The organism is Paenibacillus sp. GM1FR (assembly GCF_002803315.1).
Taxonomy (GTDB): Bacteria; Bacillota; Bacilli; order Paenibacillales; family Paenibacillaceae; genus Paenibacillus; species Paenibacillus amylolyticus.
The window spans coordinates 1,036,591-1,051,986 of record NZ_MKZL01000011.1 but is presented as its reverse complement, the minus strand read 5'-3'; the positions used below and the strand labels follow the sequence as shown (position 1 = coordinate 1,051,986).

Genomic DNA, 15,396 nt, shown 5'->3' with positions numbered 1-15,396 from the left:
TTCAGCTTCCCCGGTATGTACTGTAACCTCCTGGAGCAATCAATAACGGAATATGATAATGGCTTGAGGCATCAGATACGGCAAAACGAATCGGAACAATCGTCCATAATGCCTGGCCTAGCTCCTCCAACGAACGCTGTGCGTAATAACTCTCGACATGGAATTGAAGCTCATATATCGCTGACTCCAACTTGCCTCCATCCAGCAGAGGTGCATCCAAACGTCCATCCGCATTGGTCACGGACTCAGCCACTTTTATCTTGCTTTCCTGTTCTCCATCCCTCTTCAGGGTATACAGCTCGATCCGAACACCCGCAGCAGGCACACCTTTGGATGTATCCAGCACATGTGTTGTAATTCGTCCACCAGATATCGACATCAGACGTCACCTTCTTTCCCGGAGTTACGGCCGTCTGCTCCCAGATCATCCCTTGTCATCGAGAAACCCTGGAATCCATATGGTGGTCTCGGCTCGGTAAATACTTTGCCTTCTCCCTCTTTCACTTCCTCCAGCACCGTCTCCCAAGTCCGATTGTTGGACTCAAATGAAACCTCACTCAGTTGCTCAAATCGACTTAACAACCTTCGTCCAATCTGGTAGATCAGATGTTGAATAGAAGCGGATCGACACTCATGAAATACCGCAGCAGCCAAATCTCTGACCTGTTCCGCCGCTACATACCGTCCACGCTGATCGTCCATGCCATCTCTCGGATCTTCATAACGCCAATTGATGTTCAGGAAAATAAATAACGGTCGATCCCATGTCTCTGGAAGAGTGGTATATTCATCCTGCATAAATCCGGCAAATTCACTGCCTTTGACCTTGATCAGTCTCAGATCGGCTACACCACTGAAATGGTTGCTGAGTTCAATCGAGTCTCCTGTTCGTTCTGCTTCCACGGCAGCTGTCGCACGATCATTCTGCGAATAACGAAATACGAGCGCACTCGGTCGATAACTTCCTTCTAATCCAATGGGTATATCTTCAAAAGGAATCTGATCTGCTGTCATCTGAACCTTGCTCATCTGCGGATACGTCTCCAGGAAACGCCGACTTACCAGCGCAAGAAATCCTTCCACCGTCGCACCTGTGTAGTCCGCTGCATGTTTGAGAATGAAATTTTTCATCGAATCGGTTGCGACCACCAGCGAATTATCCCCTTCTGCAAAAGAAGGCAAGAATTCATCCCCCTGCACAGCCACCTTGATGTTCAATCCAAACAGAATATTACTGCGTCCCATAAAAGGAGATTCCGGAATGGACTGGATACCCGTCAACGGTTTGGCGTAGGAACGGTACATCCACACATCCCCTTTGCCGTAATACATCGTCCGCTGCTGCACTGCGGCTGGCTTGCTCACGAACTCATGTTCATGACCGATCTGTGCAAGCCACTGCTCCAAACGAATGCCCGCTATCTTGAATACTTCTTTCATTGCAGTCTCGAATTCTTCTTCCCTGCCTCGGCGATGACGTTGTCTCATGGATTCGAGGATGGAGCTTGCGGTATGGCCTTTTACGGCCAATATGAAAGGAAAGCCAAATTGGCTTGTATATGCTTTGTTTAATTGTTGAAGTTCGTTGTATTGCTCTTGTGAGAGTGAATCAAGTCCTGCACCAGCCTGCTCCTGAATGGAGTTGCTGCTCATGCTGATACGTGCTCCAAGATCCGGGTGATTTCGAAGCAACTGCAACTTCACCTGGTCATCCGATGCCTGAACCACGTTTTTCATTACTTTCATCATCTGTTCAAATGAATCAAAAGGTCGTGAAAGCCCGGCACGCTCAGCCACCCATGGTGATTCCTCAAATAAGCCGCCAAACGTATGCACAAACTGTGTGATAGACCAGTTGTTAACAAGTTTAATTAAGTCGCTCATGTTAGAACCTCCGGTCTGTTGTGGATTATTGTTCTTCATTCTAAGTGCCGTTCAATGTCACGACAACAATATTTACGCAATTTTGTAATATAACATAACATCAGAGTTGTGATTTGTTTGCTGTGCACGGGGAGAGCAGCTTTTGTGGTCCTTAAACATGAAAGAACCGCATTCCATCAAGGGAATGCGGTTCTCGGGGATATGACCCGTTAGCATTGTCATGTTGCACAATGTACGGTCTAGAGTTGGACATTGTGGGGTCTTGCCGCTGCTTTGTCCCGCACGAACTTGCGGAAGGTGAATACCAGCTTTAACTTAAGCAAATCATTTGTTTTCTTAAAGTCCATTTGCAGCAAGCTGCCAACTTTCTCCATCCGATAAGTGACCGTGTTGCGATGCACAAACAGTTGCTTGGCAGCTTCATTGATCAGTCCGTCATTCTCGATAAAGGACTCCAATGTATTCATCAGCACCTGATTGGGATCACCATCCCTGGCAAGTAACGGTTCAAGTACTTTATTGCAGTAGTTCTCCATGATGTTATCCGGTACGTGTTGGAACACATAGGCAAATTCGAGCATTTCAAATTGCAACGCACGGTCTTTCATGCCGAATCGACGAGCCAGTTGTCGTGTATCCAGACACTCCTGGTATGCTTCACGGAGCGATTTGGGTTCATGTTTCATTTTGCTTATCCAGAAACGCGGAGCCGGTGCCCCTTTTGCTTCTTGCGCTGCCAGAACATCACCGAAACGGCTCAAGAGAAAACTTGACAGCTCCTCTCCATAATCTCGCCCTGTTGGGCAGGTGTAGATGGACAGAATGCCATCTTCGATCTGAAAATGCTGTGAGGCCGTGAATTGCATCAGCGGATTGTATTGCAACTCGCGATGAATCTGTTTAAGCAGCTTTCCCTCGGCAAACAGAGTCGGCTCAAGTGTAATCAATACGCACTGATAGGTTCCCTGGAACAGATGTACACCTTTGTTTTCACTCAAAGTGGTCAATTCCTGAACAGTCATTTTGTTATCCAGATACTGCGAAAGCAGTGTGCGCATCTCATCTTGCACAGTCGGATTAATATGCTCGCGATAAGTCATATCCATATAAAATGCCAGTACATCGGCAGCCTGCTGGAACAGTTCTTCCTCCGCTCGAAGGGATAAGGCTGAATCGGTAAACACAAGCAACGATCCGTATTCTTCATCATTTTGCTTGATGGGTACGCGATGACAACTTCCCTGATTCCATTTCACTCGGTGCATGACGGATTTCCAAGGCCAGCCTTGGGTTACAGCATCCCCTGCAATGCCTTCACTACCATACAGCACATGCCCACGTGAACCAATGACGGCAAGCGGATAGTTCAGCACCGTGGCAAGTTCGGCAAACACATTCCGATGTGGCTGCTGTTGCAGTGCAAACTGCATTAATTTCTTCTGTTTCTGCACAACCTCATGCAGTAATCGGTTACTGCGTTCATGTTCAGCCTTGAACAAGGCATTCATCTGGTCCGAGAAGGTGAATTGAAAGGGGAGCTCAAGCAGTGGCAACCGAAGTCGATCAGCTTCTTCGACAATACCTTGGGGAATGGACTGCCAGAAACGCCCCAGCTTGATGCCGAGTCCTGCGCAGCCGCGTTCATTCAAACGTCGCATCAAACGTAGTGCATCCGTCTCACTGTCTTTCATAATAAAAGCAGTGGTGAACAACATTTCTCCGGATTTGATCCAATCCGCGATATCAGGAGCGTCCATGACATTAACGGATTTCATCATCCGTGAAGTCCCTTCTCCACCCGCAACCAGTTTGGCCTCTGACAACGGGTATACCTGTAAAGCCTCTTTAACCGTAAGTTGCATGGACACTACCTCCCATATATATAACACAATGTTATGTCATTCTGGTTAACGAAACTAAATTTCGCATTGTTTTTCTAATTAAATCCATATTTATGCGTTCAACTTTTATTTATTGTTAAGTATTATAACATCAATTTTCTGAATAAAGCTTACACGGCAAAAAAATAAAACCTATGACCTAATTACAGCGCACTTTCCTGTAATCGGCATAGGTTTTTAGATCAGATTTCCATGGTTTCGGGATTCATCCATAATTTCATACGGGATAATACATCTTTGATATTCAATGGCTTGCTGAGATAGTCCGAAGCACCTGCTGCAATACATTTCTCCCGATCCTCTTTCATGGCCTTGGCTGTCAGCGCAATAATCGGAAGCTGAGTCAGACCAAGTCGTTCACGGATCTGGCGAGTTGTCTCATAACCATCAAGTTCCGGCATCATAATATCCATCATGATGATATCAGGTTTGACTCCTCCACGCTCCAACAATTCCAGACACTCGTACCCGTTTTGCGCTGAAATGACATTCATACCGTATTGCTCAAGGGCGTTAGCCAGGGCATATACATTACGTATATCATCATCAACGACAAGTACTTGGCGTCCGCTGAGCAACGCTTCTTCCAGAGGTGTCAATAAAACATCCGATTGTCCGGAAGTGATTGAAGGAAGCTTATTGATCTCAGGTGTAGTGGTAGCCACCTCATTCAGGAACAACCGCGATGCATTCATAGTCTCAGGTTCATCTCTTCGCAGTGGCAGGAATAGCGTGAACACACTGCCATGTCCTTCACGACTTGTAGCCGAGATTGAACCCCCCAACAAATTCGCAAGCGATTGAGAGATCGACAGGCCAAGTCCGGTTCCTCCGTATTTACGTGCTGTAGCTCCATCCGCCTGTTTGAAAGCATCGAAGATCTGCACGAGTTTGTTATCCGCAATTCCGATCCCTGTATCACTGACGGAAAAAGCAATCACGTCGGTCTCTTGATCTTTCAATTCAGGATGAGCCAGACTCATTTTGGAGATGGTTAAGGCAACTTCACCCTCACTGGTGAACTTGAATGCGTTCGAGAGCAGGTTTCGGAGAATCTGATGCAATCTCATCTCATCCGTCACGATCGTTTCCGGTAAAGGACTTTGGAGCTGAATTCGGAAATCTATTTTTTTCTGTTCCGCTGTTTTCAGGAAATACTGGTTCATAACTTCAGGAACACTGCCCAGATAGACATCATCGAAATCCACTTCCATCTGTCCGGCTTCCACCTTGGATAGATCCAGAATATCATTGATCAGATTCAGCAGGTCTTTTCCTGATTTGTGAATGACTGAAGCATAGTTCTGCTCTTCACTATTCAAGTGTTGATTTTTATTTTCAGACAATATCTCAGATAAAATCAACATGCTGTTGAGCGGTGTCCGCAGTTCATGGGACATGTTCGCCAAGAATTCGGATTTGTACCCCGAGCTCGTTCGTAACTGATCTGCCACAACCGAAAGTTCATTGGCTGATGTCTCTGCAGCACTCTTCTGTACTTCCAGACGATCGTTAAGCATATGAAGTTCTTCGGTCTGCATTTGCAGTTCCTCCGTCTGAGACAACATCTCTTCGGTCTGAGCCTGAAGTTTCTCCGATTGTGCCTGTAATTCTTCATTCAGAACTTGTGACTCATCATATAATTGCTGTAATTCCATGCGAGTGACGGTAGAGTGTAGGGAAACACTAAAAATATCCGTCAGCTCTTGCATCAGCTTCATATCATTCTCTTGCAACGGCTTCATTGAAGCAAGCTCGATTACTGCAATCGTTCTGCCTTCGAACAGGACCGGGACTACAGTAAGTGATGTGGCAGATGTATACCCAAGACCCGAAGAGATTCGGATATAGTTCTGGGGCAGATCATTCATGCGTAGAACTCGCTTCTCCACAGCACTTTGACCTACAAGCCCCTCACCCGGAGCAAGCGACACTTTACCGAGCGAACGTTCTTTCTCTCCATCCCCAGCATATGCAGCCACGCGCAGCAGTCGATTGTCTTTCCAGTAATATAAGACGCTATAGGGAACTTCAAACAACATGGCTAGCTCGTTCAGGAACAAGCGGGACAATCCTTCCATATTGGTCGGGTTCTGTAAGAGTGTGGCAATGCCTGTGATCTGGTCTTTGACCCGATTCTGTTCCTGTACTTCATCCAGTAATTTGTTGGTTTCGTGGCCCAGGTCTCCCACTTCATCATGTGTGCGCACCTGAATTCGCTGCTTCAGGTTTCCACCTTTGGAGATATCACTGATGGTTTGCATAACATCTCGCAACGTTTTGACGATATTTCCTGATATCACAATCGCGGCTGCAATGGATAATGCTGCAATAATACCCCACAGCGTGTACATAATCGACAGCAGTGTAGAACTGCGTCTGGCAAGTTCAGTAACCCTCGCCTCGGTCAGAGTGATCTCTGTGTTACGGAAGGTTGTAAGTTGAGAGCGCAGTAGATCAATTTCAGTTTTACCCGGATCAGATTCGAAGAATGCAACTACTTTTGCTTGATCCCCTTGCTTTTTCAAGTCTACCGACGGCTCCCCAGCAATCTCAATCCAGCGTGTAATATGAGCTTTGATGCTTTGCAGACTCTGCTGCTGTGAAGGATTATCGCTAATGAGAGCATTCAACTGATCATAGTTGGAACTCCACTGGGATAGGCCTTGGGAATAAGGCTCCAAGTAACTTTCATTACCTGTAATCATGAATCCACGCTGTCCTGTCTCCATGTTCAAGACATTTTTTTCAATCGCGTTGGTCAGATTATGTACTTCCAGATCATGATGGGAGATAAAATCATTTTCCTTCTGTAACACATTAATTTGGGCCGTAAGCACTAACAGAACAGCTCCAAACAAAAGCACAACCACAAGATAGCCCAATAAAATTTTGGAGCGTATCGTAAATCTTCTCGTTTTTGACAACGCGGAAACCTCCAAATATATACGAATCCCATAATTAAATTAAAACTGGTGCATATGTAGTTTATATGTATACGTATAGTCTGACAAGCTTTAAGTTCATCGGTAATCATAAGAAAAACGACCTGCTTGTGCAGGTCGTCCTCTTCAGTGATCTATATTGCTCATTTTGGCTGATTTTAGGCCTTTGGAGCGATCATTTTGGCTGGATCGACATATTGATCAAATTGCTCTTCGGTAAGCAGGCCCGTTTGTAACGTCGCCTGTTTCAAAGACAAACCTTCTTTATGTGCAAGTTTCGCGATTTTGGCTGCATTCTCATAACCAATATGCGGGTTAAGCGCTGTAACCAGCATAAGCGAATTGTTCAGATTATGTTCAATCTGATCCAGATTAGGCTCGATGCCCACGGCACACTTGTCATTAAACGCAATAATGGAGTCCGCCAAGAGTTGCACGGATTGCAAGAAGTTATAGATGATAACCGGTTTGAATACATTCAGTTCAAAATTACCCTGACTTGCCGCGAAACCAATCGCTGCATCATTACCCATGACCTGCGTAACCACCATAGTGATGGCCTCGCTCTGAGTTGGATTGACTTTACCTGGCATAATGGAGCTGCCTGGCTCATTCTCAGGAATACGGATCTCGCCCAATCCACTACGAGGACCACTGGCCAACCATCGGACATCATTGGCAATTTTCATCAAATCAGCTGCAAGCGCTTTAACCGCACCGTGCGCATACACAACTTCATCATGACTTGTAAGTGCGTGGAATTTGTTTGGTGCAGATACAAAATCTTTCCCCGTATGTTTGCCAATCTCCTTGGCAGTGAAGTCCCCAAAGTCCGGATGTGCATTAATGCCCGTTCCGACAGCTGTACCGCCGATCGCAAGCTCCTTCAGATACTGTACGCTTTCACGGATCATACGCTCACTCTTGCCCAGCATGGCTTCCCAACCACTGATCTCCTGACCAAGCGTAATTGGTGTTGCATCCTGGAGGTGGGTACGTCCAATCTTGATAATATCCTTGAATGCCTCCGACTTGTCTGCAAAAGTGGCTTTTAATACCGCAATGGCCGGCAAGAGTTGATCCTCAACAGCCAGAACACCCGCGACATGCAGAGCCGTTGGGAATGTATCGTTGGAGCTCTGGGACATGTTCACGTCATCATTTGGATGCAGACGCTCTTCCTTGCCCTTTTGCTCCAGCAGTTGGTTCCCCAGATTGGCAATCACTTCGTTCACGTTCATATTGGATTGTGTTCCGCTTCCCGTCTGCCATACTACCAGTGGGAAATGGTCATCAATTCGGCCTGCAATAATCTCGTCTGCTGCATAAGCAATAGCATCGGACTTAGCCGCAGATAATTTACCTAATTTATGGTTACTGGCCGCAGCACTTTTTTTCAAAATGGCAAGGGCACGGATAACTTCCATCGGCATATGTTCACTGCCAATCGGGAAGTTCTCCTTGCTGCGCTGCGTCTGAGCTCCCCACAGCCTGTCGGCTGGTACTTTCATTTCGCCTAACGTATCTCTCTCAATGCGGTATTCCACTTGCTTGTCCTCCTCCAAAAAGATGGTCTGGGTCTCTACAAAGCTTGTGTATCTCGTCATATTATACATGATTTACGAGCAGGTTTTCACCTTTTCGACAAAATTGTAAGCGTAGTGCAAAATGAGCGTGAATTATTTTTGTGACGCAATTGGATACAATCGGCTGCTCTGTTCGAATAGTTCACCTGGTTCCAAACCGATCAATCCGATTTCTTCTGCAGGTATGCCTTCAACATTAGGAGCGTTAACCAGGTTCATCTGTGGTTCAGGACAGAAGAATTCGCCACCCATGTTATTGTTCCAGATCATCCAGTGCTTGTAGGAAGTACCCACATCGTATACCAGTTTGTCTCCAGTACGGTGATCCGTAAGTTCCATATAGTTACGTCCATTCTGCGGCTCCGCAGTGTAATGATTATCCATGGCAGCAAAGAACGGACTGACCCCGTCTTTCTTCAATTGTTCTTCCTCAGGTGTAAGCGGTTGAAATTGTCCTGTTGGCAGAGAACGCTCGTTCAATTCACGACGTTGTCCAATCGTAACTTTGGCCGTGTAATCCGAGGCTTGACTGTCCGGTGCAAAAGGTACAGCAATCGCCGTATGGAATGCAAACAAATTCGGCATATATTCAGTCCCGTTGTTGCGAACGATCAATTGCTGCTGAAGTCCTTGGCTGCTCAAAGAGTAACGAAGCGTCACCGTGAACGTAAACGGCAGGTACTGATGGAATGTATGCCCTTCTTTCACGTCCTGGCTAAGCAACACATAACTCTCCAGCTGATCCGAACCGTATCCCTCAACCTTCCACTCGGCATCATGCAAAAATCCATGCAAATGGTTACCTGTAGCCGGTTCGTTCACAGGCAACTGATAGACTTTACCATTCCAGGGGAAGCGTCCATCCTCATAACGGTTCGGTGGAGAAAGAATCGGAATTCCATAGACCGCAGGTGCAGCCATAAACTCATCCATCTGATCCTGATTCGGTTCTCTCAAGTAACGAAAATCCTTTTCTGTATCACGAAAAGCAACGAGGTTGGCACCCACGCTAGGAATAACTGCCGCTTCAAACTGATTAAAACGAAGCCAAATGGCCGGAATCCCTCCAAATTGTTCTTCAAATGCTGCATTTTGCTGTGTCATCGTTATATGTACCTCCTGCATACTAAGGTTATATTATACGGCTCGACTATATCATGCCCGAGCGCAAAATACCAATCTATGATAGAGAACAAATTCATAATAGAAAGACAAAAAAGACAGGAAAAAGACAGCTGTAATACGTTACGGCTGTCTCTGCTGCCTTTCATATGATGGTTCAATTAATCCACATATTTGCCGTGATCCGGCACAGTGCTCTCTTCAAAGTCCAGATCAAGTCGCTTCAAGGATTCACTCAGCATATCTCCGCTCAAGGCATGCCCATGCCCGGTAATCGCAAGTTTCGGCTCCAGATGCCTTATATGCTGTACAGATTGATGAGCAGCCTGCCAATCGGTTGTAAAATAGGAAGGCGGGCCATGCAACTGTTTGTCCTGAAGCAACACACTCCACAGCGACTCCTGCTTCACTGTGATGATTGCGTCCCCCGCAATTAACAAACGGTCTGCTTCCCGAAACAGCGACACATGTCCAGGCGTATGACCTGGCGTGTGCACCCACTCCCATCCTGATAGACCTGGAACGGAATGATCTTTAGGTAGACTGAATATCCGATCATCCAGATTGATTGCCTCATTGGGATAAGCAAATGACAACCTGGACATCAGACCTCCACCCACAGAAGGGTCCGCTGGCGGGTAATCTTTTAATCCCGTTAAATACGGAATTTCAAGCGGATGAGCATACACTGGCACACCCCAGAATTGTTCCAGTTCAATAACGGTTCCTACATGGTCGAAGTGACCGTGTGTCAAAATGATCGCAGATGGCGGACCTTGAAAACGTTCGTTTGCAACCTGAACAATATGATCCGTGAACCTCGCCATTCCAGTGTCCACGAGGACCCAGTTCCTGCTTCCTGGCTCTCCGATGAACACGACATTAACGAATAGTGTACGTAGACTGAGAATATCGGGCGCGACTTCTTCAAGCCCCGTCAACCCTTCTGTAATCAGATTGTCAGATGCCATTCACGGTTACCTCCCATTAGGCGGATTGTCTCTCTGGTTCCATTCATCTCGTAGACTTCCCTTTTCTGGATCATCTATTCAACATTTCCAATAAAATAGACGGTATACACCCTGTTTCGGGCATACACCGTCTAGTATAGTCATCGACACAACACAATAGAACAAGAACATCTCGGCCAGTTAAGCCGGAAATGCCTCCAAAGCAGCATCGAGCAATTGATTGTACAGATCGTCATCATTCTCAAGCAACTCGTCCATCCGCAGTAACTCTTCTTCATCACCGGATTGCTCCGTGAAATGCAAGCTATAGTCCCAATCTTTTCCGTTCTTGCTCATGAAGGTAATCTCATATACTGACTTTTCGCCTTCTGTGCGGTAAACGGTATTTCCCACGTATCCTTTTTCACCTTCACGGCGCATTTCAGTACTTATAATTTCAATATTCACAATCATTCTCTCCTTTAATCTTTCATCTACAGTCGGTCTCCAACATTTCTGGTAAACCTAGTTTGGTAATTATTATTGGTTAATTGTACAATATATAACGTAGCAACGTATACCTTATTCAATGAAGGAACCATTCTGAGTCCTTACATAGTTGTAATGAGGACTATAATAGCCAACAAGCTACGATATTATTATCACATTGGAGGAAAAAATAGCATGAATACTTTTGAAACGAATCTGCAGCAATATGCTGAACTGGCTGTACAAGTCGGTGTCAATGTTCATCCTGGACAGACACTCGTGGTTAACGCTCCAATCTCGGCAGCACACTTTGTACGACTGATTGTCAAAGCAGCCTACGGTAAAGGTGCGAAATTGGTCAAAGTAAACTGGAGTGATGAAACCGTTACACGTCTTCATTACGATCTTGCACCTGATGAAGCCTTCTCCATTGAACCAAAATGGTTTGCAGCTGAAATGACTGAACTGGTTGAAGAAGGTGCCGCTATTCTGCACGTCATCGCTGAAAATCCGGATCTGCTGAACGGTGTAGCGCAGGAACGCATTATTACTAGCCAAAAAGTGCGCGGCAAAGCGCTCGAAAAATATCGTTCTTATCAGATGGCTGACAAATTCAGCTGGTCTATCGTGGCCGTTCCTTCTCCGGAATGGGCAGCTAAAGTGTTCCCGGATCTTCCAGAAGCGCAACAAGTAGACCGCCTATGGGATGTCATTTTCAAAACAGTACGGATCGGTGAGCAGGATGCTGTTGCCGAATGGAAAACCCATTTGCAAAACCTGGATTCCCGCGCTGATCTGTTGAACAACAAAAAATACAAGAAGCTTCACTATACAGCTCCAGGCACAGACTTGACCATTGAACTTCCAGAAGGCCATATCTGGGTATCCGGTGGAAGTGTGAATGAGCAAGGACATGTCTTTATTGCCAATATGCCTACGGAAGAAGTATTCACGGCTCCGCTGAAAACGGGTGTTAACGGTACAGTGCGAAGCACGAAACCACTGAGCTACGGCGGCAACCTGATTGACGGTTTCTCACTAACATTCGAGAACGGCCGAATTGTTGACTATACCGCCGATCAAGGTCTCGATGCACTCAAAAACCTGATCGAGATAGATGATGGCGCACACTATCTGGGTGAAGTAGCCCTCGTTCCACATCAGTCCCCAATTTCCGATACCAATATTTTGTTCTACAATACTTTGTTTGATGAAAATGCCTCCAACCATTTGGCGATTGGTAATGCCTATGCCTTCTGTCTGGAAGGTGGTAAAACGATGTCCAAAGAAGAGCTGATTGAACGTGGCATGAACTCCAGCCTCACTCATGTAGACTTCATGATTGGATCCGGAGAAATGAACATCCACGGTGTGACCTCCGAAGGCACGGAAGAGCCGATCTTCCTGCAAGGAAACTGGGCATTTTAATCCCGTTTGATGTGATTAGGAGAGAGGAGATTACTCCTCTCTTTTCCTGCGTCAACAGGTCAAAAATTCAACAAATGGAGGGAACTCATATGTTAAGTTTTGAACAAAAACTGGATCGTTACGCTGAACTTGCTGTAAGAGTAGGTGCTAACGTGCAACCAGGACAAGTATTTGTCATCTCTGCGATGATTGATACCGCTGAATTCGTACGTTTGCTGGTACGTAAGGGATATGAAGCTGGCGCCAAGCAGGTGATTGTAAAATACGGAGATGAAACCGTCAATCGATTGCGGTTCGAGATGGCCCCTGAGGAATCCTTCCAAGAGCCGCCGAAATGGCATGCAGCGGAGCTTGAAGAACTGGCGGCCAATAATGCAGCCTTTCTGACCGTATTGTCATCCAGCCCAGATCTGATGAAAGGTATTGACCCGGAGCGGATTTCCACTCATCAGCGTACATATGGCCAGGCGATGGCCAAGTACCGTCAGTATCAACAGGCGGATAAAATGAGCTGGACGGGTGTGGCATGTCCTTCCCCCGATTGGGCAGCCAAAGTATTCCCGGATCTCCCGGCAGCTGAGCAGGTTAGCCAGTTGTGGGAAGCCATTTTTGCTGCGGTGAGAGCCGATCTGGAGGACCCTGTAGCGGCTTGGGAACAGCATATTGAACGACTGGAGACCAAAGCCGTTGCCCTGAACAACAAGAAGTATCAAGCATTACATTTCCTCTCCCCAGGGACGGATCTTACTGTCGAGCTTCCAGAAGGTCATATCTGGGCGCAGGCAGGTAGCGTGAATGAGCAAGGCACCCCTTTTGTCGCGAATATCCCGACAGAGGAAGTATTCACCGCTCCAGCCAAACATGGCGTTAATGGCAAGGTGTCCAGCACCAAACCACTCAGCTATGGCGGCAGTATTATTGATCGTTTTTCACTCACATTTGAGAACGGACGTATCATTGATTTTAATGCTGAAAAAGGTCAGGATACGCTGGAAAGACTCATTTCCATGGATGAAGGATCTCATTACCTCGGCGAAGTCGCTTTGGTTCCTTTCCATTCACCGATCTCTGAGAGTGGTATCCTGTATTACACGACATTGTATGATGAGAATGCGTCGTGCCATCTTGCGATTGGCAGTTCCTATGCATTCAATATCGAAGGTGGAAAAACGATGTCTCCTGAAGAGCTTGCAGCTCGCGGCATGAACACCAGCATCACCCACGTGGACTTCATGATGGGCTCTCCCGAGACGGACATTTACGGTATCACGGCAAACGGCGAACGCGAAGCCATCTTCCTTAAGGGAGACTGGGCATTCTAACTTATTACGGAGAGTTATCTCCCTTAATGTAATTTCTCTGAATAGTCGAAAAAGGCTGTCTTGCAATCATGTTTTCATGGTTGGCGAGACGGCCTTTTATTAATTTTCAGCAAACTTTCCCGGAGCTACACACGCTCTCCTCGTCTGGTTTTTCTCGGACCAACCTCCCATTGTACCGTTTCCATATTATGTTGTAAAATGTAATGATACCAATGTTTGTGGATTGTTCACCAGAAAGGAGAACATCATGGCCAATCGGCTCCAGTTATTACTAGCCTCAGATTTCCATAATTTAGGCTCTTCACTTCAAGAAGAAGTGTATTATGAATATTATAATATGGTACATGGTCTTATCGTTTATATCATCAAGGAGCGTGCTGCAGCAGAAGATATTATTCAGGAAGCTTTTATCAAAATCATTAAAAACAAACCCATCTTTGAAGACGAGGTCAAACTGAAAGCCTGGCTCAAGGTTGTCACACGGAACACAGCTATTAATTATCTGAGAAAAAATAAAAATAACCGTAACCAATTGGATACGGATAGTGTTTTTATAGATATGGAGACAATGAATCAGACGGCAGCTTCCGTGGAAAGCATGGTAGAAACGCAGATGATGGAAGAGTCCATTGAATATTATCTCAGACAGCTCAAACCGGAATATCGTGTATTGGTGGAGTTACGGTGGAAAAAAGGTCTCTCCTACCGAGAGATGGCTGAACTGCTGGATACCTCCGAAGACATTGTGAAGCAACGCTTGTTCAGAGCCCGTGGCAGTATCAAGAAGAAATTACATAAGGAATGGGGTGGAAGCATTGAGCAAAGGCAAGTCCGATAAAAACGTGGAGCAATTCGATTCAGAGCTGGAAGACGAATATTTCGACGCTGCGTTTGACCTGGCTTTTGATGAAGCTTTCCATCAGGCCGTCTCTGCCCCTTCCGCCTCCCATACCGAATCCATGCAGCAATCCTGGCAGAAGGTAAACAGGGAAATTAACAGAATCGGTTTACGTAAAAAAAGAATACGTACCTTGCGACTTTCAATTGTCGTAGCTACGTCCGTGACCATCGGAGCCGTTATTTTCAGCCTGCCGTCCGGTACGCAAGCGGTGTCCCCTTTTGTGCAATCCATCAAAGATTGGGGTAATGGCATGAAATCCATTGTCATCGAGGATCGCACGACCCATCTGGGGGCTGATCCGTCAACAGCCAAAACGCCTCCACCACCGGAAACCAGCTTAGACGACATTCTTAAAGTACAAGAAGAAGAAGCTCTTAATACACCTTCGTATGAGTTATCGAGCCATCTGTTTCGTCCAGTACTTGTTACGGAAGATATTGCACGCGAAGGGTTCATGGGTGACTTTCTGTTATCCAATGCCATTCCCGAGCGATTCAACAAGGTCAAATTCGAACTCGTGCTTGATACTGAAAACCCTGTGAATCCAGACGATTATTATGAGTCCAACCAAATGAGAGTTCAATATACCAGTGAAGGCAAGAGCATAGAGGATGAGATCATCCAGTTTGATTATGTCCATGTCATGCCTGGCGAGAAAATTGAAGGGGCCATGCTTCGTGATATGAGAACCGTAAAGCTGGCGGATGGCTCGGAAGCACTGATGTATATCGGCCCACCCTATAACTCCTTTCAGTGGATGATGGGTTCCAACAATATGAGTCTGTTTGGCACCCTTTCGGAAGAAGAAATGACTGCTATTGCCAACGATTTTCAAGAGCAGAAGTTTCCAGGCAGCACCCGTCGATAA

12 protein-coding genes are annotated in these 15,396 nt (G+C 46.2%); 4 read left to right on the top strand and 8 right to left on the bottom strand.

All coding sequences use genetic code 11. The features are described 5' to 3' along the window. Position 1: 1 nt before the first annotated feature. The 8 genes from uraH to PAEAM_RS10415 form a co-directional block, all read right to left on the bottom strand. Complete coding sequence (gene uraH, locus PAEAM_RS10450) at positions 2–379, bottom strand: hydroxyisourate hydrolase (RefSeq protein ID WP_100527441.1); 378 nt, start codon at positions 377–379, stop codon at positions 2–4. Further along, positions 379–1,884 carry a factor-independent urate hydroxylase gene (pucL, locus tag PAEAM_RS10445; RefSeq protein WP_100527440.1) on the bottom strand — a complete coding sequence of 502 codons (1,506 nt, stop codon included), beginning with the start codon at positions 1,882–1,884 and terminating at the stop codon, positions 379–381. Before pucL ends, uraH begins: the two co-directional genes overlap by 1 nt. A gap of 239 nt (positions 1,885–2,123) precedes the next feature. Then, positions 2,124–3,746: a PucR family transcriptional regulator gene (locus tag PAEAM_RS10440; protein ID WP_036613758.1), complete on the bottom strand. Its 1,623-nt coding sequence runs from the start codon at positions 3,744–3,746 to the stop codon at positions 2,124–2,126. A 221-nt stretch (positions 3,747–3,967) separates the two neighbouring features. Beyond that, positions 3,968–6,712, bottom strand: a complete 2,745-nt coding sequence (locus PAEAM_RS10435; protein ID WP_243391296.1) for a CHASE3 domain-containing protein — start codon at positions 6,710–6,712, stop codon at positions 3,968–3,970. A 176-nt stretch (positions 6,713–6,888) separates the two neighbouring features. Next, entirely contained in the window at positions 6,889–8,277 is a 1,389-nt protein-coding gene (gene fumC, locus PAEAM_RS10430) for a class II fumarate hydratase (RefSeq protein WP_074095411.1), read from the bottom strand. A gap of 132 nt (positions 8,278–8,409) precedes the next feature. Next, positions 8,410–9,420 (bottom strand): aldose 1-epimerase, encoded by a 1,011-nt coding sequence (locus tag PAEAM_RS10425; RefSeq protein WP_100527438.1) that lies wholly within the window; start codon positions 9,418–9,420, stop codon positions 8,410–8,412. 179 nt (positions 9,421–9,599) lie between these two features. After that, the gene (locus tag PAEAM_RS10420; protein WP_100527437.1) at positions 9,600–10,409 is read right to left on the bottom strand and encodes an MBL fold metallo-hydrolase; all 810 of its coding nucleotides are present in this window, start codon (positions 10,407–10,409) and stop codon (positions 9,600–9,602) included. A gap of 180 nt (positions 10,410–10,589) precedes the next feature. Further along, positions 10,590–10,862, bottom strand: coding sequence for a hypothetical protein (locus PAEAM_RS10415; protein WP_036613754.1), 273 nt, complete (start codon positions 10,860–10,862; stop codon positions 10,590–10,592). 210 nt (positions 10,863–11,072) lie between these two features. On the opposite strand from PAEAM_RS10415, the gene PAEAM_RS10410 reads away from it, so the two are divergent. The 4 genes from PAEAM_RS10410 to PAEAM_RS10395 all read left to right on the top strand — a co-directional run bounded on the left by PAEAM_RS10410 (position 11,073) and on the right by PAEAM_RS10395 (position 15,396). Continuing rightward, complete coding sequence (locus tag PAEAM_RS10410) at positions 11,073–12,305, top strand: aminopeptidase (RefSeq protein WP_074095414.1); 1,233 nt, start codon at positions 11,073–11,075, stop codon at positions 12,303–12,305. A gap of 89 nt (positions 12,306–12,394) precedes the next feature. Then, positions 12,395–13,627 (top strand): aminopeptidase, encoded by a 1,233-nt coding sequence (locus PAEAM_RS10405; protein ID WP_100527436.1) that lies wholly within the window; start codon positions 12,395–12,397, stop codon positions 13,625–13,627. Between the two features lie 247 nt (positions 13,628–13,874). Next, positions 13,875–14,465 (top strand): RNA polymerase sigma factor, encoded by a 591-nt coding sequence (locus PAEAM_RS10400; RefSeq protein WP_100527435.1) that lies wholly within the window; start codon positions 13,875–13,877, stop codon positions 14,463–14,465. Then, positions 14,443–15,396: a hypothetical protein gene (locus tag PAEAM_RS10395; protein WP_100527434.1), complete on the top strand. Its 954-nt coding sequence runs from the start codon at positions 14,443–14,445 to the stop codon at positions 15,394–15,396. The genes PAEAM_RS10400 and PAEAM_RS10395 overlap by 23 nt, the downstream gene beginning before the upstream one ends.